Origin of the sequence: Brevundimonas sp. (genome assembly GCF_013912005.1) — a bacterium.
Classification (GTDB): domain Bacteria; phylum Pseudomonadota; class Alphaproteobacteria; order Caulobacterales; family Caulobacteraceae; genus Brevundimonas.
Genome location: NZ_JACESB010000022.1, coordinates 1 through 26,123 on the forward strand (window position 1 = coordinate 1; position 26,123 = coordinate 26,123).

29 protein-coding genes and 2 tRNA genes are annotated in these 26,123 nt (G+C 70.7%); 10 read left to right on the top strand and 21 right to left on the bottom strand.

Annotation, left to right across the window (positions count from 1 at the left end):
- Positions 1 to 73: 73 nt before the first annotated feature.
- From H2038_RS12345 to H2038_RS12405, 13 genes are all read right to left on the bottom strand, one after another.
- Positions 74 to 817: a M48 family metallopeptidase gene (locus tag H2038_RS12345; RefSeq protein ID WP_292113653.1), complete on the bottom strand. Its 744-nt coding sequence runs from the start codon at positions 815 to 817 to the stop codon at positions 74 to 76.
- Positions 818 to 933: 116 nt separating this feature from the next.
- Positions 934 to 1,554: an energy transducer TonB gene (locus H2038_RS12350; RefSeq protein ID WP_292113656.1), complete on the bottom strand. Its 621-nt coding sequence runs from the start codon at positions 1,552 to 1,554 to the stop codon at positions 934 to 936.
- A gap of 14 nt (positions 1,555 to 1,568) precedes the next feature.
- Positions 1,569 to 2,006, bottom strand: a complete 438-nt coding sequence (locus tag H2038_RS12355) for a biopolymer transporter ExbD (RefSeq protein WP_292113659.1) — start codon at positions 2,004 to 2,006, stop codon at positions 1,569 to 1,571.
- Between the two features lie 5 nt (positions 2,007 to 2,011).
- Positions 2,012 to 2,917, bottom strand: coding sequence for a MotA/TolQ/ExbB proton channel family protein (locus H2038_RS12360; protein ID WP_292113661.1), 906 nt, complete (start codon positions 2,915 to 2,917; stop codon positions 2,012 to 2,014).
- 377 nt (positions 2,918 to 3,294) lie between these two features.
- Positions 3,295 to 3,370: transfer RNA gene (locus H2038_RS12365), tRNA-Phe, on the bottom strand.
- 63 nt (positions 3,371 to 3,433) lie between these two features.
- Positions 3,434 to 3,598, bottom strand: coding sequence for a DNA gyrase inhibitor YacG (gene yacG, locus H2038_RS12370; protein ID WP_292113664.1), 165 nt, complete (start codon positions 3,596 to 3,598; stop codon positions 3,434 to 3,436).
- Between the two features lies 1 nt (position 3,599).
- Positions 3,600 to 4,643 carry a ribonuclease E/G gene (locus H2038_RS12375; protein ID WP_292113697.1) on the bottom strand — a complete coding sequence of 348 codons (1,044 nt, stop codon included), beginning with the start codon at positions 4,641 to 4,643 and terminating at the stop codon, positions 3,600 to 3,602.
- Positions 4,640 to 5,218 carry a Maf family nucleotide pyrophosphatase gene (locus H2038_RS12380; protein ID WP_292113701.1) on the bottom strand — a complete coding sequence of 193 codons (579 nt, stop codon included), beginning with the start codon at positions 5,216 to 5,218 and terminating at the stop codon, positions 4,640 to 4,642. The genes H2038_RS12375 and H2038_RS12380 overlap by 4 nt, the downstream gene beginning before the upstream one ends.
- 9 nt (positions 5,219 to 5,227) lie before the next feature.
- The gene (gene infA, locus H2038_RS12385) at positions 5,228 to 5,446 is read right to left on the bottom strand and encodes a translation initiation factor IF-1 (protein ID WP_003164348.1); all 219 of its coding nucleotides are present in this window, start codon (positions 5,444 to 5,446) and stop codon (positions 5,228 to 5,230) included.
- Between the two features lie 122 nt (positions 5,447 to 5,568).
- Entirely contained in the window at positions 5,569 to 6,033 is a 465-nt protein-coding gene (locus H2038_RS12390; protein ID WP_292113704.1) for a UPF0262 family protein, read from the bottom strand.
- A complete protein-coding gene (locus H2038_RS12395; protein ID WP_292113707.1) occupies positions 6,030 to 6,512 on the bottom strand; it encodes a DUF2948 family protein in 483 nt (160 codons plus the stop codon). Before H2038_RS12395 ends, H2038_RS12390 begins: the two co-directional genes overlap by 4 nt.
- Entirely contained in the window at positions 6,502 to 7,791 is a 1,290-nt protein-coding gene (gene murA / locus H2038_RS12400) for a UDP-N-acetylglucosamine 1-carboxyvinyltransferase (protein WP_292113709.1), read from the bottom strand. Before murA ends, H2038_RS12395 begins: the two co-directional genes overlap by 11 nt.
- Before the next feature lie 100 nt (positions 7,792 to 7,891).
- Positions 7,892 to 8,065, bottom strand: coding sequence for a hypothetical protein (locus H2038_RS12405; protein ID WP_292113714.1), 174 nt, complete (start codon positions 8,063 to 8,065; stop codon positions 7,892 to 7,894).
- A 99-nt stretch (positions 8,066 to 8,164) separates the two neighbouring features.
- Between H2038_RS12405 and H2038_RS12410 the strand changes: the two genes are divergently transcribed.
- Positions 8,165 to 8,239, top strand: a tRNA-Thr gene (locus H2038_RS12410).
- Between the two features lie 110 nt (positions 8,240 to 8,349).
- Here H2038_RS12410 and H2038_RS12415 read toward each other — a convergent pair.
- From H2038_RS12415 to H2038_RS12430, 4 genes are read right to left on the bottom strand one after another with little or no spacing between them, the layout of a single operon-like run.
- Positions 8,350 to 8,586: a hypothetical protein gene (locus H2038_RS12415; protein ID WP_292113716.1), complete on the bottom strand. Its 237-nt coding sequence runs from the start codon at positions 8,584 to 8,586 to the stop codon at positions 8,350 to 8,352.
- Positions 8,587 to 8,631: 45 nt separating this feature from the next.
- Complete coding sequence (locus tag H2038_RS12420) at positions 8,632 to 9,063, bottom strand: hypothetical protein (RefSeq protein ID WP_292113719.1); 432 nt, start codon at positions 9,061 to 9,063, stop codon at positions 8,632 to 8,634.
- Positions 9,064 to 9,077: 14 nt separating this feature from the next.
- Positions 9,078 to 10,346, bottom strand: a complete 1,269-nt coding sequence (locus tag H2038_RS12425) for a pilus assembly protein TadG-related protein (protein ID WP_292113722.1) — start codon at positions 10,344 to 10,346, stop codon at positions 9,078 to 9,080.
- A complete protein-coding gene (locus H2038_RS12430) occupies positions 10,343 to 10,789 on the bottom strand; it encodes a PleD family two-component system response regulator (protein WP_292113725.1) in 447 nt (148 codons plus the stop codon). The genes H2038_RS12425 and H2038_RS12430 overlap by 4 nt, the downstream gene beginning before the upstream one ends.
- Positions 10,790 to 11,010: 221 nt before the next feature.
- Between H2038_RS12430 and H2038_RS12435 the strand changes: the two genes are divergently transcribed.
- Positions 11,011 to 14,271 carry an EAL domain-containing protein gene (locus H2038_RS12435; RefSeq protein ID WP_292113728.1) on the top strand — a complete coding sequence of 1,087 codons (3,261 nt, stop codon included), beginning with the start codon at positions 11,011 to 11,013 and terminating at the stop codon, positions 14,269 to 14,271.
- Positions 14,272 to 14,335: 64 nt separating this feature from the next.
- On the top strand, positions 14,336 to 14,740 hold the full coding sequence (locus H2038_RS12440) for a response regulator (RefSeq protein ID WP_292113731.1): 405 nt from the start codon (positions 14,336 to 14,338) through the stop codon (positions 14,738 to 14,740).
- 4 nt (positions 14,741 to 14,744) lie between these two features.
- Here H2038_RS12440 and H2038_RS12445 read toward each other — a convergent pair whose 3' ends face one another.
- Both H2038_RS12445 and msrB read right to left on the bottom strand, forming a co-directional pair.
- Positions 14,745 to 15,314 (bottom strand): hypothetical protein, encoded by a 570-nt coding sequence (locus tag H2038_RS12445; RefSeq protein ID WP_292113735.1) that lies wholly within the window; start codon positions 15,312 to 15,314, stop codon positions 14,745 to 14,747.
- A 49-nt stretch (positions 15,315 to 15,363) separates the two neighbouring features.
- On the bottom strand, positions 15,364 to 15,840 hold the full coding sequence (msrB, locus tag H2038_RS12450) for a peptide-methionine (R)-S-oxide reductase MsrB (protein WP_292113738.1): 477 nt from the start codon (positions 15,838 to 15,840) through the stop codon (positions 15,364 to 15,366).
- A gap of 117 nt (positions 15,841 to 15,957) precedes the next feature.
- Between msrB and H2038_RS12455 the strand changes: the two genes are divergently transcribed.
- Both H2038_RS12455 and H2038_RS12460 read left to right on the top strand, forming a co-directional pair.
- Positions 15,958 to 16,383, top strand: a complete 426-nt coding sequence (locus tag H2038_RS12455; protein WP_292113741.1) for a DUF2231 domain-containing protein — start codon at positions 15,958 to 15,960, stop codon at positions 16,381 to 16,383.
- Positions 16,380 to 17,672, top strand: coding sequence for a sorbosone dehydrogenase family protein (locus H2038_RS12460; protein ID WP_292113743.1), 1,293 nt, complete (start codon positions 16,380 to 16,382; stop codon positions 17,670 to 17,672). The genes H2038_RS12455 and H2038_RS12460 overlap by 4 nt, the downstream gene beginning before the upstream one ends.
- A 63-nt stretch (positions 17,673 to 17,735) precedes the next feature.
- Here H2038_RS12460 and H2038_RS12465 read toward each other — a convergent pair whose 3' ends face one another.
- The gene (locus H2038_RS12465; RefSeq protein WP_292113744.1) at positions 17,736 to 19,229 is read right to left on the bottom strand and encodes a hypothetical protein; all 1,494 of its coding nucleotides are present in this window, start codon (positions 19,227 to 19,229) and stop codon (positions 17,736 to 17,738) included.
- 180 nt (positions 19,230 to 19,409) lie between these two features.
- Between H2038_RS12465 and H2038_RS12470 the strand changes: the two genes are divergently transcribed.
- The 5 genes from H2038_RS12470 to H2038_RS12490 all read left to right on the top strand — a co-directional run bounded on the left by H2038_RS12470 (position 19,410) and on the right by H2038_RS12490 (position 24,658).
- Positions 19,410 to 21,395: an acetyl/propionyl/methylcrotonyl-CoA carboxylase subunit alpha gene (locus H2038_RS12470; RefSeq protein WP_292113747.1), complete on the top strand. Its 1,986-nt coding sequence runs from the start codon at positions 19,410 to 19,412 to the stop codon at positions 21,393 to 21,395.
- A gap of 165 nt (positions 21,396 to 21,560) precedes the next feature.
- Positions 21,561 to 22,013: a hypothetical protein gene (locus tag H2038_RS12475; protein WP_292113750.1), complete on the top strand. Its 453-nt coding sequence runs from the start codon at positions 21,561 to 21,563 to the stop codon at positions 22,011 to 22,013.
- Positions 22,014 to 22,620: 607 nt separating this feature from the next.
- Positions 22,621 to 23,835, top strand: coding sequence for a cation:proton antiporter (locus H2038_RS12480; RefSeq protein WP_292113752.1), 1,215 nt, complete (start codon positions 22,621 to 22,623; stop codon positions 23,833 to 23,835).
- Between the two features lie 128 nt (positions 23,836 to 23,963).
- Complete coding sequence (locus H2038_RS12485) at positions 23,964 to 24,278, top strand: autorepressor SdpR family transcription factor (protein WP_292113755.1); 315 nt, start codon at positions 23,964 to 23,966, stop codon at positions 24,276 to 24,278.
- Positions 24,275 to 24,658, top strand: coding sequence for an ammonium transporter (locus H2038_RS12490; RefSeq protein ID WP_292113759.1), 384 nt, complete (start codon positions 24,275 to 24,277; stop codon positions 24,656 to 24,658). Before H2038_RS12485 ends, H2038_RS12490 begins: the two co-directional genes overlap by 4 nt.
- Positions 24,659 to 24,680: 22 nt before the next feature.
- On the opposite strand, the gene H2038_RS12495 is transcribed toward H2038_RS12490, so the two are convergent.
- A complete protein-coding gene (locus H2038_RS12495; RefSeq protein ID WP_292113762.1) occupies positions 24,681 to 26,024 on the bottom strand; it encodes an MFS transporter in 1,344 nt (447 codons plus the stop codon).
- Between the last annotated feature and the right edge of the window lie 99 nt (positions 26,025 to 26,123).

Here is a 26,123-nt window from a genome sequence, read left to right on the forward strand (position 1 = left end):
GGCCAAGCCGCCGTGAGCGACAGCCGCTCGCCGCCTCATCCTATTCCCTAACCCCTACGCCCTGATCCCTCCCCTACGCCCACCCCCGGCTCTCGATGTACTGCTGCAGCGCCGCGATGCGGCTGGCGTCGGACGGGTGGGTCGAGGCGAACTCCGGCGTTCCGCCCTGGCGCTGCTGCGCCATCAGCCGCCACAGGGCGATGGCCTCCGAGGGGCGGTAGCCGGCCCGCTGCAGGTAGTCGACGCCGAGGCGGTCGGCCTCCAGCTCATGGGTGCGCGAGAACGGCAGAAGGACCCCCAGTTGCGCCCCCAGCCCGCCGATGGCGCCCGCGGCCCGGGCGTAGTCGCCCGCGGCGCCCTGGATCACGCCCAGACCGAGGCTGGCGGCGGCGTTCTGCGAGTAGCGCTCCGCCGCATGCTGGGCGACGACGTGGCCGACCTCGTGGCCGATCACCGCCGCCAGCTGATCGTCATTGCGGACCAGCGACAGCAGTCCGGTGGTGACCCCGATCTTGCCCGACGGCAGGACGAAGGCGTTGGGGCTCTCGCTCACGAAAACCGCATAGTCCCAGCTGCGGCCGGTCAGACCCGCCGCCTGCACGATGCGGCCGCCGACCTGCCGCACGCGGGCGTTGGCGGCGGCGTCGGACGAGATCCGCTGGGTGCGCAGGGCCTCGGTCCAGGCGGCGTCGGCCTGCTGGACCAGGGCGCTGTCGTCGACGATCAGGAACTGGTTGCGGCCGAGGGTCTCGTTGTAGGCGCAGGCGGTCAGGCCCGCGCCGGCGGCGAGCAGGGCGACAAGGGCGGTGCGGCGCATCAGTCTTCTCCATCAAAGCGTCGCCATGGAACGCGAGGAGGGCGTCGATGGCTCCCGCCATACGAAAACGCCCCGCAGGCGGACCTGCGGGGCGTTTCCTTTTGCCTTGGAAGGCGTCAGCCGAGCCGGAAGCGAACCGTCCAGCGCACGGTGGCGCCCTGGGCGGCCCCGTCCACGGTCCGCGGGGAAACGCGGGCGCGACGGGTGGCCGAAAGAACGGCCTGGCCGAAGCCTGCGCCTGACGGATTCTCGTTGAGAATCTGACAGTTCGCCAAGCTGCCGTCCGGACGCACGGTGCACGACACCTCAACCGACCCTTCCTCGATGCCGCGCGACTGGGCGCGTTCGGGGAATTCCGGCTGGACCGGACGGGACCAGCTGGGCTGGGTGATCACCGACGGCCGCGGCGGAGCCGGCGGAGCCGGCGGCGGCGGCGGGCCGGGGACGATGACGGGCGGACCCGTGTACTCGACCCGATCCTCCTTCTTGGTCGGCTCGATCGGCAGCGTCACCGGAGGCGGCGGCGGAGGCGGCGGCGGAATCGGTTCGATGATCTCCACGTCGACCGCCTCGTCCGAGTACTCCTTCATCTGGATCTCGAACCGCGCCTTCATGAAGTAGAAGGCGAGGATCGCGAAGATGATGGAGACGACCACCAGGCTGGCGACCACGACGCCCATGGGCACCTTGGTCTTCGGCGGATCGTATCGGGACCGGTGGTATTCGATATCTGTCATGCTTTCACCCGGTCCTACTGCGTCGAGTTGTCCTCGCCGACCAGGGCCACGGAATAGAAGCCGTTGTCCTGGAGCGAGTTCATGACCTGCATGAAGTCGCCGTAGCGAGTCTGCTGGTCGGCCCGGATGAAGATACGCTCATCCGCCGGGTTGCGTCGGCCGATCTGGGTCGAAAGCTCGGACCCGACCGCGTCGATGTCCACCGGGAAGTCGCCGATGTAGGCCCGACCGTTGTCCTGGATGGACACGTAGATCGGCACCGGCGGATTTTCGGCGGGCTCAGCGACCGCACGCGGCAGTTTCACCTCAACGTTCACACTGGCGAGCGGGGCCGCCACCATGAAGATGATGAGCAGAACCAGCATGATATCAACGAAAGGCGTGACGTTGATTTCCGAGTTCTGCTCGATGGCGTACTTGCCGCCGCCGCCGCCTGAAAGTTTGGCGGCCATCCGGGTTACGCCCCCTTGTCGAGGTTACGCGAGATCGCGTTCATCAGCTCGGCGTTGAAGCCGTCCGAACGGGTGCCGTAGGCCGCGATCCGCGTGTTGAAGTAGTTATAGAAGATAACCGCCGGGATAGCGGCGAACAGACCGATGCCGGTGGCGAGCAGGGCCTCGGCGATGCCGGGGGCCACGACCGCCAGGTTGGTCGTGTTGGTGTTCGCGATGCCGATGAACGAGCGCATGATGCCGTACACGGTGCCGAACAGACCGATGAACGGACCGGTCGAACCGACGGACGCCAGGAACTGCTGGCCGCCCGACAGGCGCTTGGCGAGACCCGACTGCACCGCCGACACGGCGGTCTGGGCGCGGTACAGGGCCGAGTCGCGGTGGTCGCCGGTCACGGACAGGCCGGCCTGACGCGACAGCTCGATTTCGTCGGTCGCCGCGGCGGCCATGTCGGCCAGCGGGTTGCCTTCGAACTCGTCCGAGATGGCCACGCGGCGCATGTCCGCGATGGTGCGGGCGCCACGGAAGCTCTCGAGGAACTGGTCGGTCTTGCGGTTCAGGGCGCCGAACTCGAACAGCTTGATGAGCAGCAGGGTCCAGGAGAAGACCGAAGCCAGCACCAGGCCGATCATCACGACCTTAACGACGATGTCCGCGTCCATGAACATGGTCGCGACGGTGAGTTCGCCGGCGTGCTCACCGCCCACGCGGGCGGGTTCAGCGGCAGCTTCGCCGCCGGCGTCGGCGACGTCGGCCGGGGCGGCCGGAGCGGCCGTGGTGGTCGTCGCGGCCGCGGCGGCCGGATCGGCCGGCGCAGCGGCGTCCTGCGCGAGGACCGGCGTACCGGCCATCAGCACGGCGGCGCCGGCCATGGCCAGGAGGAGATTGGTCTTCTTGATTTCGAACATAGGTCGCCAGTTCCTGCTTTGGTCTGACTCGTGGAACCCTGGAGACCAGCCGCGGCTGCGGCCGACCCCCGATGAAATGTCGCCCGCATCGCCGAAGTTCTCGGAACTTCGATCTGCGGAACGCCTCCTGACGCTTCCGGTTGCCTGACGGCCGCCGGGGCGGTGTCGACGAAGTTCGGGAACCGTTTCCCGCCCTCCCCCGGCCGCTCGCAAAGGAAAGCGGTCAAGCTCCTTTGACGAACGCTTACCAGAGCGTCAAGTGCGCAGCGGCGCTTTTCCCCCGAGGGGAGAGCACGCGCGCCCGATGCCCACGTTCCGGGCCGAAAGCGACAATTTCATGATGGGCGTACGCCGCTTTCCGACACATGGAAAGCGGATGGTGCCTGGGGGCGGATTCGAACCACCGACACGCGGATTTTCAATCCGCTGCTCTACCAACTGAGCTACCCAGGCGAGCCGTCGCCTCGCGGGAGCGGCGTCTATAGGCGAGCCGTTTCCGGGAGGCAAGCGGTCAGATCAGTCTTCTTCCCGCTCGTCGGAGGACCGTTCATCCACGCTCTCGGGCACCGCATAACCCCCGGTGAACCAACGCTGCAGATCCACGTCGGCGCACCGTTTCGAACAGAAGGGCCGGTATTTGGCGTCGGCCGGGTTGCGGCGGCAGATCGGGCAGGTGGCCATGTCAGCCGGTCTCCAGCACTTCGTCGCCTGCTTGCAGGCTGTCATCGGCGCGAACATGGGCGCGCGGTCCCAGTCGCGCCACCAGCGGCGCCGCGCGTTCCGCCACGGCCGTCGGAACGCGCACGACCATGTGGGGCGCGGCCGTGTCGGACAGCAGCGCGTGACGCAGGCGCCGCGTCGCCTCCCTCGCCGCGACCTGAAGGCTGCCTTCGGGTCCGCCCGCCGGGGGACGCAGACGCTCGGCCAGCGGTGTGAACCGCCACGGCAGGGAGATCATCATCACGCCGAAGCGGTTGACCGGGCCGAAGGCGATCTCCGGGTCCGGCCCGAACGCCGCCCGCGCCGTCTTCATCAGGGCCTCGCCGTCGTGCCCGACGCCGATCAGGTCGACGGCGACCAGGCCGCCGAGGCTGCGCAGCCGCAGGGTCCGGGCCGTGAGCCGCAGACCGCGCCGGTTGGCCTCAAGCCGGTCATGGGGCGAGACGCGGCGGCCCGGCGACGGCCGGTAGTCGAAGTCGACGGCGACCATGGCGCGGGTGCGCTCGACGGCGACGTCAAGGTCGTCGCCGGCGAAGGGCTGGCCTTCGGCTTCGTCGATGGCCGCCCAGCCGGCCTCGATGGCCGGCGCGCCGCGGATCGGCTCCACCCCCGGGGCGAGCCGCTCCAGCCATTCCGGGACGGTCGGCCCCCGCGCGAGCAGGCGCGGCTCCCCCTCTCCGGGACCCAGCAGCTTCAGCGTTACGCCTTTCCGCTCGCGGGCCTCGGAGACCACCTCCACCTCGACCTTCTCGCCGACATGCACCCGCTGTCCGCCCTTCAGCGGCAGGAAGGCGGCCCCGCCGTCGCCCGCGACCAGTTCGACGAAGGCGCCCTTCAGATTCGGCTCCACCCGCTGCACCCGCCCGACGGACCGGGCCTCCAGCCGCCGTTGCTCCGGCTCGCCCTCGCAGTGCGTCAGGACCTGCTGGAACCCGGCGCCGTCGGCGATGACGCCCCGCATTTCGCCGGGCGAATCGTCCAGCCAGACGCGCCGTTCGCCGGTCACGGGCGCCAGCCGGCGCCGCCGAGCAGATTCACGGTCTCGTACAGCGGCAGGCCCATCACGGCCGGCCAGCTGCCCACCAGCCGGGTGACGAAGGCTCCCGCGCGGCCCTGGATGCCATAGCCCCCGGCCTTGCCGCGCCACTCGCCGGACGCGACGTAGGCGGCGATCTCCGGCTCCGAAAGAACCTTGAAGGTCACGCGCGTGTCGACCACGCGGTGGCGGACCGCGCCCGCCGAGGCGACGGCGACGCCGGTGAACACGCGGTGGTTCCGCCCCGACAGCAGACGCAGGAAGCGTTCCGCCTCGGCCTCGTCGGCGGCCTTCTCAAGAAAGCGTCGGCCGACGGCGACGACGGTGTCGGCGGCCAGCACGACGGAATCCGGCGAGGCGGCGGCCACCGCCTGCGCCTTGCCGACGGCCAGTCTCGCCGCCAGCCGCGGCGGCGTCTCGCCCTTCAGCGGCGTCTCGTCGATGTCGGCGGGTTCGATTCGGTCGGGAGCGATTCCGACCAGCGCCAGCAACTCCACGCGGCGCGGACTGGCCGAGGCCAGCACCAGTTCGGGACGGGCGGACACGCCCTGCCCTTACTTGAAGCGGTAGGTGATGCGGCCCTTGGTCAGGTCGTAGGGCGTCATCTCGACCAGGACCTTGTCGCCGGCCAGCACGCGGATGCGGTTCTTGCGCATCTTGCCCGCGGTGTGGGCGATGATCTCGTGGTCGTTCTCGAGCGTCACGCGGAACGTCGCGTTCGGCAGCAGTTCGCTGACGACGCCGGGAAACTCGAGCAGTTCTTCCTTGGCCATGCGGCCTCCCACGCCCGATTGACACGTCGACCCGCCGCGCGCCGGGCGGCCGCGCACGTCGGAGGTGCGGGCATATGCCTCAAAACGCGACGATAGTCGAGCCGCCGCAGGCCCCGGACGGCCTATCCCCGCCGGTAGAGCGCCGTCAGCAGGGTGAACAGCCGTCGCGCGGTCTCGCGATCGATGGCGATCTTGCCCTCAAGCCTGGACTGCAGCAGTTCGGCCCCGTCGTTGTGCAGACCGCGCCGGCCCATGTCGATCGCCTCGATCTTTCCGGCGTCGGCGCCGCGCAGGACCTCGTAATAGCTGTCGCAGATGTCGATGTAGTCCTTCACCGCCTTGTTCAGCGGGGTCAGCGACAGGCCGTGCGCCCTCGAGAAGCCGGGGCCCTTCACGTCCAGCACCAGGCGGCCGTCCAGCAGCGACAGCGTGAGGCTGTAGGGCCCGCCCGGGGCGCCGGCGGGCTCGAAGCTGTTCTTCTCCAGCAGATCGAAGATCGCCACCCGCCGCTCGTGTTCGATCTCGGCGCTGGCCGGCGGCAGGGTGGCCGGATCCAGATCGATCGACGTCAGTCGGTGCTCGTTCACGAGGGCGTCGCTCCGGTCTCCGGTTCCTCCACCGGGTGCACCGGGGCCGCGCCGGCGGGCCAGCGGTCGGACAGGTCGGTCAGCACCGCGTCGAGGCACTCGACGTCGATGCGCAGGTCGCCGCCGCCGGCGAACATCAGCATCACCGCCCCGCCCGGCGGCTCGCCCGGGGCGAAGTCGATCGCCAGCAGCTCCAGCGCCTGCTCCGGCCCCCGCGGCAGCCGCCGGCTCTTCACCGCCAGCACGTCGCCGAACTGCATCGCCGACATCACCCGCGTGCCCCCGCACTCCCAGCAGAAGCGGCTCAGCGCCAGGGTGACGCGGCGGGCGGCGGGCTCCCAGACGATGTCGACCGGGCGCAGGACGGCGTCCTGCAGGGCCGCCGAAATGATCTGCAGGTCATCGGCGTCCTCGGCGAGCAGGCGCAGCGGCTCGACGGCCGCCTTCGCCTCCCCCGCGTCCTGCGCCTCAGTGCTCATGCTCGTCGCCCTTGATCCGCCGGATCTCCGCGCCGCAGGCGCCGAGCTTCTCCTCGAGACGCTCGAAGCCGCGATCCAGATGATACACGCGCCGCACGGTGGTCTCACCCCGGGCGGCGAGTCCGGCGATCACCAGACTGACCGAGGCGCGCAGATCGGTGGCCATCACCGGCGCGCCGTGCAGCGCCTCGACGCCGCGGACCACCGCCTCGCCGGCGTGCACATGGATATCCGCACCGAGACGGCCGAGCTCCGGCGCGTGCATGAAGCGGTTCTCGAAGATGTTCTCGTGGATGACGCTCTCGCCGTCGGCCAGGGTCATCAGCGCCATGAACTGCGCCTGCAGATCGGTGGCGAATCCTGGATAGACCTCGGTCGCGACGTTCACGGCCTTCAGCCGCACCGCCGGGTCGCGCCGCACGATCACCCCGTCGGAGGTCGGCTCCACCTCGACGCCGGCCGCGACCATCTTCTCCGTCAGCGCCTGCATCAGCTCCGGGCGGGAACGCGTCAGCCGCACCTCGCCGCCGGCCATGGCCGCGGCGACCGCGTAGGAGCCCATCTCGATGCGATCGGCGATCACCGGCCAGTCGGCCCCGCCCAGGGAGGTGACGCCGGTGATGACCAGTTCGTCGGTGTCCACACCCTCGACCCGCGCCCCCATGGCGATCAGGCACCGCGCGAGATCGCCGATCTCCGGCTCGCGCGCGGCCCGCTTCAGCACCGTCACGCCGTCGGCGAGCACCGCGGCGAGCAGGGCGTGTTCGGTGGCGCCGACGGAAACGAACGGGAATTCGATCTCGGCGCCCCTGAGGCCCTTCGGGGCCCGGGCGTTCACATAGCCTTCGTCCAGCTCGATCTCGGCGCCCATGGCCGTCAGGGCCTGCAGGTGCAGATCGACCGGCCGGGCGCCGATGGTGCAGCCGCCCGGCAGCGACACCCGCGCCTCCCCGGTCCGCGCCAGCAGCGGCCCCAGCACGTTGAACGAGGCCCGCATCTGCCGGACCAGGTCGTAGGGCGCGAAGGTCGAGCGGATTTCGGCGGCGTGGAACAGGGTCTCCTGCCCGGCCCCTTCCCCGCTCTCGGTCACCTCGACGCCCAGTTCGCGCAGCAGCCGGCCGAGGAATTTGGTGTCGGCCAGGCGCGGCATGTTCGTCAGCCGCAGCGGCCGGTCGGTCAGGATGGAGGCCGCCATCAGCTTCAGGGCGGAATTCTTGGCGCCGCTGATCGGGATGGTCCCGTTCAGCGTGGCGCCGCCGGTGATGGCGATGCTGTCCATGTCGTCTCTTGCGTCCGGCGACGGAGGCCGCCGGGGGATCGGCTATCTAGCGCGGACCGCTGCGGCTGCGAAAGGCCGCGGCCGCGGCCGCCGATGACTTTCAGTTGCTCGGTCTTGCCGGCCGGCTCGCCGCCTTGCGGCGGCGGAGGTTGTCGCGCAGGGCGGCGGCGAGCCGCAGCGCCTTTTCCGACTTCGCCTTCGCGGGCGGAGCCGCCGGAGCGGGGGCCTCGACGGCCGGCGCGGTTTCGGGTGCGGGGATCGGAGCCTTGTCCATGGCGCGATCAGACCCGCAGCCAAACTTTTCCGCAAGCTTCCGAATTGGGGGCTTCCCCAGTTGTCCCCGGTTGGCTATAGGGCCCGCTCCTCAGGTTTCGCCGCCGTAGCTCAGTGGTAGAGCGCATCCTTGGTAAGGCTGAGGTCGGCAGTTCAATCCTGCCCGGCGGCACCACCACAGCAACGGGGCCCGGTCACAAGCCGGGCCCCGTTCGCGTTTCCGGGTCGTCCTCCGCGGAGCGGCGCGGCCAGTCGAATGGAAGTCAGCGCTGCGACGCTGCCCTCTCAGGCAGCGTCCTCGGGCGCTTCGGGACGATCGCCGGCCGGACGACCCCGTCCCGGCGACTGATCCTCCGAATCGGTGGCGGCGTCGTCGCCGGAGCCCGGTCCCGGGCCGCCCGCGGAGGGCGGGAAGGGATGCTCCTGGCGCGGCCCCGGCCCCGGCTCGCCGACGCGGCGCTGGCCCAGCCCTTCCGAGCCGTGTTCCTGATGGCCCTGGTTGGCCCGGTCGTGGTCGCTCATCGTCCGTCTCCGCCGGCGCGACAGGCGCCGCACCGGACCAACGGATCAGGCGGCGGGCGGTTCTCCCGCGCTCCCGCCCCGACGATCGCCCCCGCGCCGGTCGCCCTGGCGGCGGCCGCCGTTCAGCATCATCAGCTCCAGCCGGATCTCGATCAGCCGCTGCTCCAGCGACCCGAGCGCCAGCAGCAGGACCGCCGCGCCCATGGCCGCCGCCTCGAAGGCCAGGGCCACGACCGGCACGCCGATGCCGGTCATTTCGCTGGCGAGAAGGGTGAGGGCGAGCACCGCCGCCATCAGGCCGACGCCGTAGGCGCCCAGCGTCTTCATCAGGGACCGACAGGGAGCCTCGCGGTTGACGCGGTTGCCCGGCTTGCGCCGGTCGCGCCCGCGGCGCTCGACGCGGGCGCGACGCTCCGGAGGCCGGGCCTGCTCGCTGTCCTCGATGCGGCCGACGAGGCTGTCCGCTTCCATGGCCATGGCGGCCGCTCCCCTTACTGGATCAGGCGGGCGCCGCCGCGCGGCCCCACCCCGGTCGGCACCGGCACGTCGCTGGCGTCGTAGTTGGCGTTGATGAACAGGGAGGGCGAACCCTTCAGCTGCACCTCGTGGGCGACGATGACGGTCCAGGCGCTGTCCCGGGCGACGTCGGAGTCGCCCTCGACGATCAGACGGGCCGAGGGCACGTAGATGACGCCCAGCAGGCTCTCGACATTGTCCGCCGAGATGATGAAGTCCTGCCGGTTGTTGCGCATCGCCCCCATCACGATCCCCGCATAGGCGCCTTCCTTGCGGCCATCGAGGTTGACGAGCGCGCGGTCGGTGAAGTCGAACTTCGAGGCCTCGTCGAAGAACAGGACCACGTCCTGCCCCTCCAGCCGGGCGTCCTCCTTCACGACCAGCGCCCCCTTCAGGAAGAAGTGCTCGCCCGGCTGGAGGATGACGCGGCCCGTGCCGTAGACCTCGATGCCGCCGCAGTGTCGTCCGGGCGGGACATAGTGGGTGCCCGAAGAGACCTTCACGTTCTTCGTCAGCTCGCTTGGGGTGCAGGCGACGCCCAGCCCCCCGTGCCGGTCGAGATCGAGATCGGTGAAGGGGTCGTCGATCGGCGCCGCTCCTGTGCTCGCGGCCGGGCTGATCGGACCCCGCGCGGTCCTGACCGCCTGCACCGAGGCGGCCGTCACCGTGGCGGCGCCCTCCACCTCGATCTCGCGGTTCGAGTGCACGAGGCAGGCCGGGGCGTTCATCCGGCTCGAGTCCTTGACATAGAGGTTCTGGCTGCCGGTTCCGCCGGTGACCAGCACGCACAGCGGCACGAGGCCGGCGGTGGAGGCGGTGGCGTCCCCGACGAAGTTCCAGCCGCCCGGGGGCAGCATGTTGGCGAAGAAGGAGGTGCGGTTGCCGCGCAGCAGCACCCGCAGCGCGCGTTGTCCGCCGCGCTCGAGAACCTCGTAGGTCGCCTGGTAGGCGGGCGCGTCGCCCCACTCGGCCATCTGCCCCCGGACGAAGGCGTCGGCCCGCTCGCGCGCCGCCGAGCCGTCTGTGGCCAGCGCCAGCGCCGGCGCGCCCGCCAGGGCCGCGGCGTCCGCAATCGACTGCAGCCGCCCCTTGGCGGCGTGCACCGCCATCAGGTCGATCCCCCCGACTCCCAGCAGAATGACGGCGGGGCCGATGAAGGCGAATTTGAGCGCGATCGTGCCGCGCTCCGCCGCCCGGAAGCGTTCAAGGAACCGAAGCGAGGCGCCGAGAAGACCGTCGATCATGCAGCTCTCACGGACTCCGGCGCTGACAGATCCGCCGCCGAGCGCCGTTCGGTGCGGAGCACGTAACGGATCTGGTAGCTCAGCAGCCGCCAGTTCAGCGGCTTCATCACGAAGGAGGTCGCGCCCAGATGGAAGCAGCGGTCGATGGCCTCGACGTCCTCGCGACCGGTCTGCACGATCACCGGCGCGTCACGCAGCCCCGGCTGGTCGCGCATGCGCGCCAGCACCTCGAAGCCGTCGACGCCGGGCATCTCAAGGTCGAGCAGGACGAGATCGTACGCGTGCTCGGCCAGTCGCTGGAGCGCTTCCTCGCCGCCCGCGGCCACGTCCACCCGCGTGGTCGGCGACGACAGGTTCACCTGCGCGAATTCGCGCAGGATCGGGTCGTCGTCGACGAAGAGCAGACGCGCCTCGTCCTCCAGGACGTAGAAAAAACCACTCATTGGGACCTCCCCGGAGCTCCACCATGCTCCCAAGTCCCCCGACTTGCCGCCACCATTAAGCGTCGAGTCATTAAGGGACGGTATAGCTTTGGCATTCCGAAGTCGGGGACGAGCGCTTGGGCAAGGTTAGAGCAGCCAAATACCGCAGTTCCATAAGAAGAAAACTGGTCGGGCTTGTCCTTGCCGCCCTGACCACCACTGCGGTTGTTACGGCTACGCTTATGGGCTGGACCGAGGCCCGGCGTCAGACCGACCTCGAAACCCAGCGCCTGACCCAGACCGCCAAGGTGATCGGCTCGCTCGCCTCCGACGCCGTGCGCGAGGGCGACCGGGCCGGCGCCTTCGCCGCCCTGAGATCCATCGCCCAGACGCCGGACGTGACCTACGGGCGCATCCAGCTGACCGACGGCGCGCTGGTAGCCGAGACCGGCGGCGGGGTCCGGCTGCAATCGGACACCCGGCTCGCCGACGGCGGCGCCGCCTCGGTCTGGTCGGTGCTGAACACCGGCACCATGGAGGTCTCCGCGCCGGTGATCAGCCACGGGGAAGCGGTCGGACGCATCACCCTGCTGGCCGAGACCCCGGGCCTGCGCGGCCGCGTCCTCGCCTCCGTGCTGATCACCCTTCTCGGCGCCGGCGTCGCCACCCTCGCCGGCCTGCTCATCGCCCTGCGCCTCGCGCGCCGGATCAGCGACCCCATCGTCCGTCTGGCGGCCTTCACCAATACGGTGCGGGACTCCGGAGACTATTCGGCCGATCCGGAGGTCGCCGCCGACGGCGAGGTGGCGGATCTGGTCTCCGGATTGCGCGACATGCTTCGCGGGCTGCGGGAGCGCGACCGGCGGATCGCCGACCACGTCGCCGGGCTGGAGAGCCAGGTCGCCGAACGCACGGCCGAGCTGTCCGAGGCCAAGGCCGCGGCCGAGGCGGCCAACGCCGCCAAGTCCGACTTCCTCGCGGTGATGAGCCACGAGATCCGGACGCCGATGAACGGCATTCTGGCGCTGAGCGAGCTCCTCGCGAAATCGGACCTGCCGGAGCGGCAGCGCCGCCACGCGGACGTGATCGCCAGGTCCGGCAAGTCCCTGATCGGCATCATCAACGACATCCTCGACTTCTCCAAGGTCGAGGCCGGCAAGATGGAGCTGGAGAGCATCGCCTTCGACCTCGCCGACGTCGCCGAGGACGTGGCCAGCCTGTTCGCGGAACGGGCCGCCGAGAAGGGTCTGGACCTCGCCGTCTACGTCGACCCCCGCCTGCCGCCGGTCGCCGGCGACCCGACCCGTCTCCGGCAGGTGATCAGCAACCTGGTCAACAACGCCATCAAATTCACCGAGGCCGGCGGCGTCCTGATCCGCATCGAGGCCGCGGCCGCGCCGGCGGAGGGCGTGCAGGTTTCGGTGATCGACACCGGCCCCGGCATCCCCGCCGACAAGCTGCCCGGCCTGTTCGAGGCCTTCTCCCAGCAGGACCAGAGCACGACCCGCAAGCACGGCGGCACCGGTCTCGGCCTCGCCATCTGCGACCGGCTGGTCCGCGCCATGGGCGGGGAATGGCGTCTGCACAGCGAGGAAGGCGTGGGCTCCAGCTTCGGCTTCGTCGTGCCCCTCCCCGCGGCCGGCGCGGCGCCCGCGCTCCCCGCCTTCGCCGCCGACTGGAGCGTCGCACTCGAAGGCGCGCCATCGCGCGCCATGGAAGCCCTCGACCTGTATCTCGATGCGCTGGGCGTCGCCCGCGCCCGCCCCGAAGCGGCGTCCGGCGCGGCGCTTCGCGTCGAACCGGACGGTCTCCGCGTCGCCTTCGTCGGGAGCCGGGCGGGCCTGCGGGGCTGGGACCTGGCGGCGCCGGTCCGCCGGGCCGAGCTGATCGCCGCCCTCGCAGCCGTCCAGGCCGGCCAGAGCCCCGACGAGGCGGCCGCCCGCACGGACGTCGAGGCCCTCTCCTTCCCCGGCGTGCGCGTCCTCGTCGTCGACGATTCGGAGGTCAATCGCGAGGTGGCGGGCGAGGCCCTCGCGCGGCTCGGCGCCGTCGTCGACTTCGCCGAGGACGGCGTCGAGGCGGTGGAGGCGCTGCAGGGCGGGGTCTGGGACCTGGTGCTCATGGACGGATCGATGCCGCGGCTCGACGGCTTCGAGGCGACGCGGCGCATCCGCGAGGAAGAGGTTCGCGACGGACGGGCGCGGGCCGTCATCGTCGCCCTGACCGCCCACGTGGTCGGAACGGCCGCCGAGGCGTGGAAGAGCGCCGGCATGGACGGGGTGATCCACAAGCCCTTCACCCTGCAGGACCTGTCGCGGACGCTTCAGCAGCACTGCGGCGACAAGGCCGTGGCGGGGCCCCCGCCCCTCCCGGCGACGCCGCCGCCGCCGGCGCCCGAAGCCCTCGACGACCTGTTCGATCCCGCCGCGCGGTCCGAGCTCCAGGCGATGGTCGCCGCCGGACGCGCCGACTTCGTCGCCCGGGTCGAGGGGCTCTACGCCGAGAATGCGCCGCTGCGCCTGGCGGACTGCCGGACGGCCGCCGCCAATGGAGACCTTGAGGCGCTGGCCCGCGGGGCCCACGCCCTCAAGTCCATGAGCCTGAGCCTGGGGGCCCGGGCCGTGTCGCAGGCCGCCTCGGCGCTGGAGACGGCCGCCCGTCAGGGCGTCTGCCCGCCGGACGCGGTGCAGAGCCTCGGCGACCTGCTCGACCGCACCCTGGTCGCCATGGGCGCCTCGGCGGCCGCCGCGCCCGCCGACCCGACGGCCGTTCTCCGCCGGGCCATCGCCGACGGCGAGCTCGACGTCGTCTTCCAGCCGATGATGGGCCGCACCGGCGGCTTCTCAGGGAAGGTGGAGGCGCTCGTCCGCTGGACGACGGCCGCCGGCGAGGCGCGCCCGCCCGACCAGTTCATCCCGGAGCTCGAGGCGGCGGGCGGCATCGAGGCCCTGACCGACTTCGTGCTGGAGCGCGCCATGCGGGTCGCCGGCGGCCGGGAAGACCTCGTGGTTTCGGTGAACGCCTCGGCCGGCGAGTTCCAGCGCCCCGACTTCGCAGAGCGGGTGCGCGCCGCAGCGGGGCGTGCGAACTTCCCCCTCGGGCGTCTGGAGATCGAGGTCACCGAGACCGCCATCCTGCACGTCGATCAGGCCCGCCCGACCCTCGAGAAGCTCGGCGCCCTGGGCGTCGGGGTGGCGCTCGACGACTTCGGATCGGGCTACACCAGCCTTCACGCCCTGCGGGAACTGCGCTTCTCGACGCTGAAAATCGATCGCAGCTTCGTCAGCCGCTGCCTCGACGACACGGCGTCCGCGGCGATCATCCATGCGGTCATCGCCGTCGGCCGCTCCCTCGGCATGCAGGTGGTCTGTGAAGGCGTCGAGACGCCCGAACAGGCGCGCTTCCTGCGCACCGCCGGCGTGCACCTGATCCAGGGGTGGGTCTACGCCCGCCCCGGCGCCTTCGCCGACCTGCCCGCGCCGGCGGGCGCCGCTGCGGCCTGACGTTAAGCAATCCCGTTTGCGCTTTGGCGACCTCGTCGATGCAGGATGGCCAGAAGAGGGCGCCATGGCCATCATTCTCGTCGTCGACGACGACCCCACGATCCGCACCATCGCCGCTGAATTGCTGCGGGCGGAGCAGCACGCCATCATCGAGGCAGGGGACGGCGACGAGGCGCTGCGGGTGCTCGACGCCACCCACGCGGAGCTGGTCGTCCTCGACATGCTGATGCCGAACCGGGACGGGCTGGAGACGATCCTCGAGATCCGCCGCCGTCACCCGGGGGTGCGCATTCTCGCGATCTCCTCGGGCGGCAGCATCGGGGTCGGCAACCTGCTCAACATGGCCCGGGTCTTCGGGGCGGACGAGACCTTGGCCAAGCCCCTGTCGTTCAGCACCTTCGCCGCGACGGTGAACCGCCTGCTGGAGCGCCCGGCGAACGACGCCCACCTGATGGCAGGCCGCGCCTGAGGACTCAGGGCAGCGGGCGAGGCCCCGCTTCGTGGGGCCACTGCCCGGGCGCGTCCGGCTGTGCCAGGCGCCATTCGAGCTCCCCGGCAGGCCCCAGGCCACGCCCCCGGCGCAGGTAGTCGGGGATCTGCTCGGGCGGGTGGCCCCAGCCGGCGCCATAGCCATCGCCATAGCCGGACTCGTAGCCGTAGCCGCGATAGCCGTTCTCGACCTGGCGCCACGACAGCTCCAGGCGGCCTGTCTCGCCGATCGGCAACGAGACGGCGGCTCCATAGTCACGGTAGCCGCCGCTTCCGACGCCGACGCTGATCTCTCCATGGGGAACGCGGTCGTCTCCGGGGCGGGCGCCGTCGACCCAGTGCGGCGACGCCGGCTCGCGCGCCGCCAACCAGCGGTCGATCTGCTCGTCGGTGGTGAGGCCCTGCACCGCCCCCTCCTGGGCCGCGCCCTGGACTGAAGGCGCGGCGGGCGCGGCGGCGACGTCGAGAGCGACCGGCGTCTCCGGAGCGGTTGCGATCGCTGCGTCGGGATCGCCGACGATCAGCGCAGCCGACGCCAGCAGGGAAACGAGCATGCGCCGAACTCCTGTACAGACACCACCCTAGCCACGATTGCGGCGAAGGTCAGGCCCTTCCGTCGCCGCGTCCCAGCGGGTCCGGCAGAGGCTCGCCCTCAGGCGTGAAGCTGAGCGCGACCGAATTGATGCAGTAGCGAAGGCCTGTGGGCGGCGGACCGTCCGGAAACACATGGCCCTGGTGGCTGTCGCACCGCGCGCAGCGGGTCTCGGTGCGGAGCATCCCATAGCTCTCGTCCCGCACCGCCTTCACGTGCGCCTCGTCCACCGGTTCGGTGAAACTGGGCCAGCCAGTGCCGCTCTCGAACTTGGTCCGGCTGCGAAACAGCGGCAGGCCGCATTCGCGACAGCAGAAGACGCCGGCCCGCTTCTCTCCGAGAAGGGTGCCGCAGAACGGCGCCTCGGTGCCGTGCGCCAGCAGCACGCGCCTCTCTTCCGGCGACAGGTCGGCCTCGAGGCGCGCCCGCTCCCCGGCGTCCGGGGGGGTGAGGTCGAAGCCGGAGGCGGAACGAAGGGTGTCGGTCATACCGATCAGATAGGCGCCCCCGACGGCGGGTTCCAGTCGCCGGCGGCCGCCCTGCGGGTGAACCAAACGGATGGTGATGGATTGCCCGAGGACTGCACAGCTTCAGGAGGCGCCCTCATGACCGCCATACGCAGGACCGGAACAGCGCTCCACCGGATCCTTCTCGCCTTCCCCACCGCCCTGTTCCCCGCCGCGATGATCACCGACATCGCCTATCTCCGCACGGCGCAGATCCAGTGGAGCAACTTCTCGGCCTGGCTGATCACCGGCGGCCTGGTGTTCGGCGGGCTCGTGCTGGTCTGGAGCCTGGCGGAGCTGGCGCTGGCCTTCCGGACGGCCGGTCGCGCGATCCACGCGATCTATGCGGGCCTGCTGGCGGCGATGTGCCTGCTCGGCTTGGTGGACGCCTTCAAGCACAGCCAGGACGCCTGGAGCTCGGTGGGGACCTTCGGCCTCATCCTGTCGATCCTCTGCGCCCTGCTGGCGATCGCCGCGGCCGCCCTGGCCTTCTCGGGCCTTCTTCACCCGGAGGTTGACCAATGACCCGCCTGATGACCTGCGCCGCGGCCCTGCTCGCGCTGGCCGCCTGCGGCCGGAGCGGCTCCGATCTCGATCAGACCGGCCCGCGGCCGGAACTGCCGGACGCCCGCGAGACCCTCGTCCCGTCGATGCACATCGCCAGGCCGGTGGGCTGGGGCGACGCGGTTCCCACCGTTCCCGCCGGCTACACCGTCAGCGCCCTTGCGACGGACCTGAAGATCCCCCGCCAGATGCTGGTTCTGCCCAACGGCGACATCCTCGTCGCCGAGGGCCGCGGCGGCAACGCTCCTGCGCTGCGCCCGAAAGACGTGCTGGCGGGGATCATCAAGAAGAAGGGAACGACCCCGGTCGAGAGCGGCGATCGCATCACCCTGCTGCGGGATGCGAACAATGACGGACGGCCCGAGGTGCGCACCGTCTTCATCGACAATCTGAACGCGCCCTACGGCCTCGCCTTCATCGACGGCTACGTCTACGTGGCCAACCAGGACGAGCTGGTCCGCTTCCCGTACCAGGAAGGGCAGACCCGGATCACGGCGCCGCCGCAGCGGGTCACCCGTCTCCCGTCCGAGATCAATCACCACTGGACCAAGGCGCTCACGGCCAGCGCGGACGGGCAGACCCTGTACGTCGGCATCGGCTCGAACTCGAACGTCGGCGAGCGCGGCATGGCTGTGGAGGAGGAACGGGCCGTGGTCTGGGCGGTGGATCGCACGACCGGCGCCCGCCGCACCGTCGCCCGGGGCATCCGCAACCCCACCGCCCTTGCGATCGAACCTTCGACAGGCGCCCTGTGGGCGGTGGTCAACGAGCGCGACGAGATCGGCCCGCAGGCCTCGCCCGACTACCTGACCACGGTCCGGGAAGGCGCCTTCTACGGCTGGCCGTACAGCTACTGGGGCCAGAACGTCGATCCGCGCGTCCGGCCGCAGAAACCGGAGCTGGTGGCGCGCGCGATGGAGCCCGACTACGCGCTGGGCTCGCACGTCGCCGCCCTGGGCCTCAGCTTCGCCCGCGACGGCGGCTTCGGCGGCCGCTTCGCCGAGGGCGCCTTCGTCGGCGAGCACGGCAGCTGGAACCGTCAGGACCTCGCCGGATACAAGGTCGTCTGGATTCCCTTCGCGGGCGGTCAGCCGAACGGCGAGCCGGTCGACTTCGTCACCGGCTTCCTGACCGGAGACGGCCGCGCCCGGGGGCGTCCGGTGGGCGTGCTGTTCGACCCCGACCGCCGCATCCTGCTGGTGGCGGATGACCTGTCGAACACCGTCTGGCGGGTCGCGCCCCGGCGCTGAATGCAGAACGGGCGGGAGCGTCGCCGCTCCCGCCCGTCCTTGCCTCCGGGGCCGTGTTCCGGCTCAGCCGCCGAACAGGCCGCTGACCCAGGTGCGCACGGCGTTCTCGTCCGCCGGGTCGCCGGCGTAGCGCAGGGCGCCGGTCGGCTCGTACGGCTGGTTGTTGCCACGCGGGCGCGAGGTCCACGCCTTGTGGCCGTAGCTCAGGTCCGCATAGTTCGACGGCAGCCGCAGGATGGTCGGCTCGACGAAGATGGTGTCCGTCGCCGTGGTCGTGCCCGCGATGCGCACGTTCGGCAGCTTGGACAGCAGGTCGAGGGTGTCGAGGCAGCCGCCCGAGCAGCCGGCGTCGACCAGCACCACCACGGGCCCCTGCACCGGGTTCGGCGCGCCGGTGTCCGGCACGGCCGGACGGCCGGCGAGGGTGAAGGTCGGCTGACCGGCGGCGATGGCGGCGTCGAAGGCGGCCACGATCTCGCGGGTCTGCTCGATCACAGGCGTGGCCTCGGCCACGAACTGCGGGTCGGCCTCCATTCGCGCGAGCGCGGCGGCGTACCAGTCGCGGTTGCCTTGGCTGGCGCGATAGGTGATGTCGCCGGCGGCCGGCTGGCGGCTGACGGTGAACTCCGGGGTCCAGATGCGGTTGGCGAGGCCGTAGCCGCGCGCCGTGGACGAGTTCAGGCCGGAGCCGCCGGCGGCGCGAAGGTCGAGCACGAAGCCCTGCGGCCCGCGAATCTGCGCCACCTGGCTCTCAACCTGGGCGTTGAACGCCGGCCAGCCCGCCTCATCGGCGAACGAGTGCACGTGCAGCCACGGCCGGCCGTTGACCATCTCCAGCGCCAGCGGCGTGGCCGGCGGCATGTAGACGGTGGCGCGGTAGGCCCGCTCAAGGTCGCCCGGCTCCACCGGCACGGGGCGGATCTCCATCTCGCGCGGCCGCCCGCGACCCGTCCGGAAGCTGCACAGCGAAGGCACGCCGTCCGCGAAGGGGTTGTTGCGGTTCCACAGCAGGTAGGGAGCGGAAGTCACCCGGCCCGCTTCGGTTTCGAGATTGCCCTCCCAGCGGTCCAGCTTCTCGCGGGCGAACTCCTCGATCGGGCGCAGATTGCACTCGACCACTTCCGAACCGACCCGCGGCGCGCCGCGCACGCCCGGCTTGACGTAGGTCACCACGTACTTGCCGTCGCGCCAGCCGGTGGTGAAGCCCGGCCAGCTGGTGCCGAAGTACGGGCCCATGCCTTCAAAGGTCGGCGTCGCCGCGATGTTGGAGTCGCGGAAACCGCGGGCGTAGTAGCGCAGCAGGTAGGAGTGGGCGTCGCCGCTGTTGACGCGCGGCGCCATCGCCATCGACTCCTGCAGGCCGGCGTCCAGCCAGCTGCGGAAGGTGTTGCTGGCCTCCCCGCCGACCACGGCGGCCGGGTGGTTGGCGGCCAGTTCGTCATGCATCGTCTGCAGGTCCTGACGCGCGAACGCGCGGAAGTCCTGGGCGAAGGCGGCGCCAGCGCTGACGGCCAGCACAAGGGCGGCCGATGCCGCGGCGGTGAGAAGTCGATTCATCGGTCAGCTCCGGAAGCCTCGAACAGGGAGTGGCGGCTTTAAAGCCCATTGGCGCACGGCTTGCCAACCCCGCACCCGGTCCGGCGAACGCCCCCGTCCGGTTTACTCGCCGTCGAACGCGGCCTAATCGGGGCGCTCGCCTTCACGCGACGATCACGTTCGCTTCACAGCCGGGCCTGCATGTTCAAGAAGATCCTGATCGCCAACCGCGGCGAGATCGCCGTCCGCATCATCAAGACCTGCCGCCGGATGGGCATCGCCACGGTCCAGGTCTACTCCGAGGCCGACGCCGGCTCGCTGGCCGTGGAGATGGCCGACGAGGCCGTGCTCATCGGCCCGGCCCCGGCCAACCAGTCCTACCTGCTCGCCGACCGCATCGTGGAAGCCGTGCGCCGGACCGGCGCCGAGGCGGTTCACCCCGGCTTCGGCTTCCTGTCGGAGAACGCCGGCTTCGCCCGCCGGCTGCGCGACGAGGGCATCGCCTTCATCGGCCCGAACCCCGAGGCCATCGAGGCCATGGGCGACAAGATCACCTCCAAGCGCTTCGCGGCCGAGGCCGGCGTCTCCACCGTTCCGGGCCACATGGGCCTGATCGAGTCGACCGAAGAGGCCGTCCGCATCGCCCGCGAGATCGGCTATCCGGTGATGATCAAGGCGTCCGCCGGCGGCGGCGGCAAGGGCATCCGCGTCGCCCACTCCGACGACGACATGGCCGAGGGCTTCGCCGCCGTGAAGGCCGAGGCCCTCAACGCCTTCGGCGACGACCGGGTCTTCCTGGAGAAATTCATCATCGACCCGCGCCACATCGAGATCCAGGTGCTGGGCGACAAGCACGGCAATGTGGTCCACCTGTTCGAGCGCGAATGCTCGATCCAGCGCCGCAACCAGAAGGTCATCGAGGAGGCCCCCTCCCCGCTGCTCGACGAGGCGACCCGCGCCGCCATGGGGGCCCAGGCCGTCGCCCTCGCCCGCGCCGTGAACTACGACTCCGCCGGCACGGTCGAGTTCGTCGCCGGCCAGGACAAGTCCTTCTACTTCCTCGAGATGAACACCCGTCTTCAGGTGGAGCATCCGGTCACCGAGCTGATCACCGGCGTCGACCTGGTCGAGCAGATGATCCGCTCCGCCTGGGGCGAGAAGCTGGCCTTCGAACAGGACGACCTGAAGATCGACGGCTGGGCCGTCGAGAGCCGGATCTACGCGGAGGACCCGTACCGCGGCTTCCTCCCCTCCATCGGCCGGCTGGTCCGCTACGAACAGCCCGAGGAAGGGCTCCACCCCGACGGCTACACCGTGCGCAACGACTCCGGCGTCCGCGAGGGCGATGAGATCTCGATGTACTACGACCCGATGATCGCCAAGCTGTGCGCCTGGGCCCCGACCCGCGCCGAGGCGGTCGAGGGCATGGCCCGGGCGCTGGAGGACACCCACCTCGCCGGGCTGGGCCACAACGTCCCCTTCCTCGCCGCGGTCATGGACCAGCCGCGCTTCCGCTCGGGGGCCCTGTCGACCTCCTACATCAAGGACGAGTTCCCCGACGGCTTCCACGGCCTCGCCCCGGACGCCCGCCAGATCCGGCTGATGGCGGCCACGGCCATGGCCATGCACGAGATCCTCTCGGAGCAGGCCGGGGATCCCTCCGACCGCACCGACTGGGTCGTGCTGGTCGACCGGGCGGCCTATCCGATCGGCCTGTCCTACGACGAGGACGAGGCGCTGACGCTCGGGATCGCCGGGGAGGAGGAACCCGTCCGCCTCTCCGACATCGACTGGCGTCCCGGCCTCGCCCAGTTCCGCGCCGTGCTCGACGGCGATCCCTTCACCGCCGAGGTCGCCCGCGCCCCCGACGGCTTCGTCATCCGCCACCGCGCGGCGAAGGCCCGCGTCCGCGTCCTTACGCCGGCGATCGCCGCCCTCTACGCCCGCCTCCCCGAGAAGCAGGCGGCCGACACCTCCAGGCTGGTCCTCTCCCCCATGCCCGGCCTCGTCGTCGCCATCCCGGTCGAGCCGGGCCAGGAGGTCAAGGCCGGCGAGACCGTCGCCATCATCGAGGCGATGAAGATGCAGAACATCCTCAAGGCCGAGCGCGACGGCGTGGTGAAGGCGGTCTCGGCGAAGGCGGGCGATCCGGTGGCGGCGGACGACGTGCTGGTGGAGTTCGGGTAGGGGACGGCTTCCGACCCGTTGCGACGGTCGGCTCGCCTTCCCGAAGTCCAGGCAGCGCTGTGGCTTCGCCCTCCCGGCGCGCAGCTCCGAACATCTCCAAGAATTCACGTGCCAATCCCTTTCGGCGCCCTGATGCTACCGCAAGGTGTCTGGCCGGAGGTCCACATGGCGAAGCTGCAGGCGGTGGCGGGCGCGATGGCGGCGGCTGTCGCGATCGGCGACATGGCCCATGCCCGGGACCCATCTCCGATCAACGATCGGGAAGTGGTCGGCGCCTGGATCCTGATGATCACTCCGGCCGAGCGAGAGGGACTTGAGATCAACATCGAGATCGACGACGGCGATCTGCCCCTGACGATCACAGGTCAGGGGGGCGGCCGGATCGCCTGTGTCCTCCGCGGCGCCGCGGCGCCGTGCCGGATAGACCGCGGCAGACTGGTGATCGGCATGCCCACAGGGTCGGGCGCGGCCAGAATGACCTTCACCCTCACGGACCGGACGCGCGACGGGTTCAGCGGCGCGATCCGCATGAGCGTGCGTTTCCTTCCCATCGGCGGGCATATCGGCGCCGTGACGATGACGCGCCGCCAGGCGACGCCCGCCATGCCTCCGAGGTGAGGGCGCGGTCCGGAGTCGCTCAGGCCATAGCCGGCGCGTCATACGCGCAGGTTCGGGTGATCGCAGCGAGCTCCGGCTGAACCTGTGCCGAGACTGAAGACTCCAGACCAGGTCCTGTTGTCCAGGACTACCGTCGGCCCGCCGCCTGCGCCGGCGCACCTGAGTTGGAGCCGCCGGCCGTCGGGAAGAACCATGGCGTCACCGGGCGAAGCATCATTGGTCGGCGCAGCGCTCGGCAGCTTCAGTCTCGCTGGGGCCGGGGTTCCGCGAGAACAGCGGAGCCGCGGCGGACGATTCCCGCATCGCGCCCGGGTCAGGAAGCCGAGCCGCGCCAGCGACGAATCTGAAGGTCCGGCACGACCCCGGCGTCCGCTCTCGTTCGCCTGAAGATGACGCAGCTGCCCGCGCGGAGGCTGGTTGACGCGCCGGGCGCGTCCCCCGCCGGACCGGGGAGTCCGCCTTCGGTCGCCGCCCCCGGCGCCAGGCGGCCGTCAGCAACCTGCTCCGCCGACAATTGATGATTTGGAGGGTCGGGCCTCGTATCACCGTCGACATGATCGCCGAGCGACGGCGACGGACATTCGCAGCCTGGGCCTGGAAGGAACCGATGCCGGACGCGATCACGACCACGGAACTCTTTCTGCTGGCGATGCTGATCATCTTCAGCGCGCCCTACCTGGTCTGGCGTCTGTTCAGGACGGACTACTGGGCGCCGCTGGTGGTGGTGCAGATCATCGGCGGGGTCCTGCTCGGGCCCGGCGTTCTGGGCGCGGCCTTTCCGGCATACTACGACTTCGTCTTCCCGCCCGAGGTGGTGGCCGCCCTGAACGGCATCGCCTGGTGGGCGGTGATGATCTTCGTCTGGATCGCGGGGATCGAACTGGATCTGAGACAGGCCTGGACGCGCAGGGGCGAGACCGGCGTCGCCGCCGGCATGGCCATGGCCGTCCCCCTGCTGTTCGGCGCCGCCGCCGCCGTGGTGATGATCTCCACCAGCCCCGGCTGGACGGGCGCCGAAGGCCGGACCTGGCAGGTGGTGCTGGGCATCGGCATGGCCTGCGCGGTGACCGCCCTGCCGATCCTGGTCCTGCTGATGGAGAAGCTGGAGATTCTCCGGCTGCCGATCGGCCAGCGGACGCTGCGCTACGCCTCCCTCGACGACATCGCTATCTGGGGCGTGCTGGCGCTCATCCTGCTGGACTGGGAGCGGATCGGCCGCCAGGGCGGCTTCCTCGTCGGCTTCGCGGCGGCGACCTTCGCCTTGCGCGCGCTGATGCGACGGATACCCGAGCCCGACCGCTGGTACGTGTCCCTGATCTGGCTGGCGGGATGCGGCCTCGCCGCGGACTGGGCCGGGCTGCACTTCATGGTCGGCGCCTTCCTGTCGGGCGCGGTGCTGGACGCCGACTGGTTCGACCAGAAGCGGATGGACCAGTTCCGCCACCACATCCTGGTCGCGGTGATGCCGGTCTTCTTCCTGTCCACCGGGCTGCGCACCCAGTGGGACGTCGGCGGTCTGATGGTCTTCGGCGCGGCGGGCCTGCTGCTCGTCGCCTCTGTCAGCGGGAAGCTGCTGGGCGTCCGGATCGCCGGCCGCATCCTGAAGTGGGGCAAGGGCGAGGCCGGCCTGATCGGCTGGCTGCTCCAGACCAAGGCCCTGATCATGATCATCTTCGCCAACATCCTGCTGGACAAGAAGATCATCACCAATGAGACCTTCACCGCCCTGCTGCTGATGGCGGTGGCTTCCACCATGCTGACCATTCCGATGGTCGCGCCGCGCCTTCGCAAGCTGGCGGGGGCAGTCGACCGGAGCGGCTGAGGTCGCGCCGCCCGGAGTCGGCTCGCCGGCCACGCCCCGTCCACCGGCCGGGGCGCGATCGGGTCGCGGCGTCAGGAGAATCTCCCCTTCCTTGACTCTTATTTCGATATTTAGCTAAACGTCTCCATATGAGCTCCGTCTTCAAGGCCCTCTCCGATCCCACCCGGCGCCGTGTGCTGCAGCTGCTGCGCGCGGGGCCGATGAGCGCGGGCGAGATCGCGGCGCGGTTCGAGGTGTCGAAGCCGACCATGTCGGCCCACTTCGCGGTGCTCCGGGAGGCGGACCTGATCCACGCCGAGAAGGCCGGAAAGAGCGTGATCTACCATCTGAAGCTGTCGGTGCTCGAAGAGGCGCTGCTGGGCTTCGTCCACTCCTTCGGCGGGGCTGCGGCCGCCCCCGAGGGCGAACCGCCGGGCGAGCCCGGCAAGGAGGCGACGACATGAGCGAGCTGAAATCGGAACTGGTCCCCAATCTGGTCGTGGCCGCAGCCCTGGTCGGCGCAGCCCTCGCGGCGACGGCGGCGCGGCAGGCCGGCTGGATCGACGCCGACGCGGTCAATCGCATCGTCATGGGCGGGATCGGCCTGATGCTGGCCTGGGTCGGCAACCGCATGCCGAAGCGGTTTGTCCCGGCGGCGCAGGCGCGGCGGGTCAACCGGGTCGCGGGCTGGTCGATGGCGATCAGCGGCCTCGTCTACGCTGGCCTGTGGGTGTTCGCGCCCTTCGACGTCGCGCTTTGGGGCGGATGCGCCGCGGTGATCGCCGGCATGGCCGTGACCATGGGCTATTGCCTGTCCGCGGCGCGCGGGGCGCGGGCCGGCTGAGCCCGCCGGGCCGGCCGGAGGATCAGCCCCGGCCGGCCTCCAGGCGCTGCAGGTCGGCGGCGTCGATCGCGGCCAGCGAGGCGCCCCGGCTCTCGCGCATCACCAGCGCCGCGACCAGGCTCACCGCCCCCGCCGCGAGGATGTACCAGGCGATCGGAACCCAGGAGTCGTACTCGCGCAGCAGCGCCGTGCCGATCAGGGGGGCCCAGGAGCCGGCCACGATGGCGGTGACCTGGTAGCCCAGCGACACGCCGGAGTAGCGCATCCGGGTCGGGAACATCTCGGTCATGATGGCCGGCTGGGCGGCGTACATCAGGCCGTGCACCGCCAGCCCCAGCATGATGGCGCCGAGGATCATCGCCGTGGCGCCGGTGTCGAACATGGGGAAGGCCACGAAGGGCCAGACCAGCGTCAGCGCCGCCCCGGCCAGGTACACCGGCCGCCGGCCGATCCGGTCCGCCGCCCGTCCGACAACGGGGATCACCACCACGTGCAGGATGTGGGCGAGGAAGAGCAGCGCCAGGATGCGGGTGGTGTCGACGTCGCGGTGGTGCAGGTAGGTGATCGAGAAGGTGACCACCATGTAGTAGAGGATGTTCTCGCCGAACCTCAGGCCCATGGCGGTGAACACCCCGCGCGGCTCGCGCCGGAACACCTCGGTAAGGCCGTAGCCCGCCGCCGCCCGCTGCTCGGCCTCCTCCCGCGCCTTCACGAAGATCGGCGAATCCGTCACCTGGGTGCGGATGTAGTAGCCGATGGCGATGATCACGACCGACAGCCAGAAGCCGATGCGCCAGCCCCAGGCGAGGAAATCGGCCTCGCTCAGCAGGGCCGACAGGGCCAGCATGACCACCGTGGCCAGCAGGTTGCCCACCGGCACCGCCGCCTGCGGGAAGCTGCCCCAGAAGGCGCGGCTGCGGTTCGGGCTGTGCTCGGTGACCAGCAGCACCGCCCCGCCCCACTCCCCGCCCAGCGCGAAGCCCTGGATGAAGCGAAGCGTCACCAGCAGGATGGGCGCGAGGTAGCCGATCGAGGCGAAGCTGGGCAGGCAGCCCATCAGGAAGGTCGAGGCGCCGATCAGCAGCAGCGAGAACTGCAGCAGCGACTTGCGCCCCACCCTGTCGCCGATGTGCCCGAACACCACCCCGCCCAGCGGCCGGGCGATGAAGCCCACCGCATAGGTTGCGAAGGCGGCGATGACGCCGTCCAGCTCGTTGCCGGTCTGGGGGAAGAACAGCTGCCCGAACACCAGGGTCGCGGCGGTGCCGTAGAGGAAGAATTCGTACCACTCGACCACCGTCCCGGCCATCGAGGCGCCGACCACCTTGCGCAGGTAGGGCAGATCGGCGGTCTGTTCGTGCTGCATGGGTCCCTCCGCCGACCTGCATGAACCGGGCCTGTTGTGGATTCAAGGCCTTGCGCCCGAACCCGTAACCCCGTTGGGTGTCATGGCAGCGGGACGCGA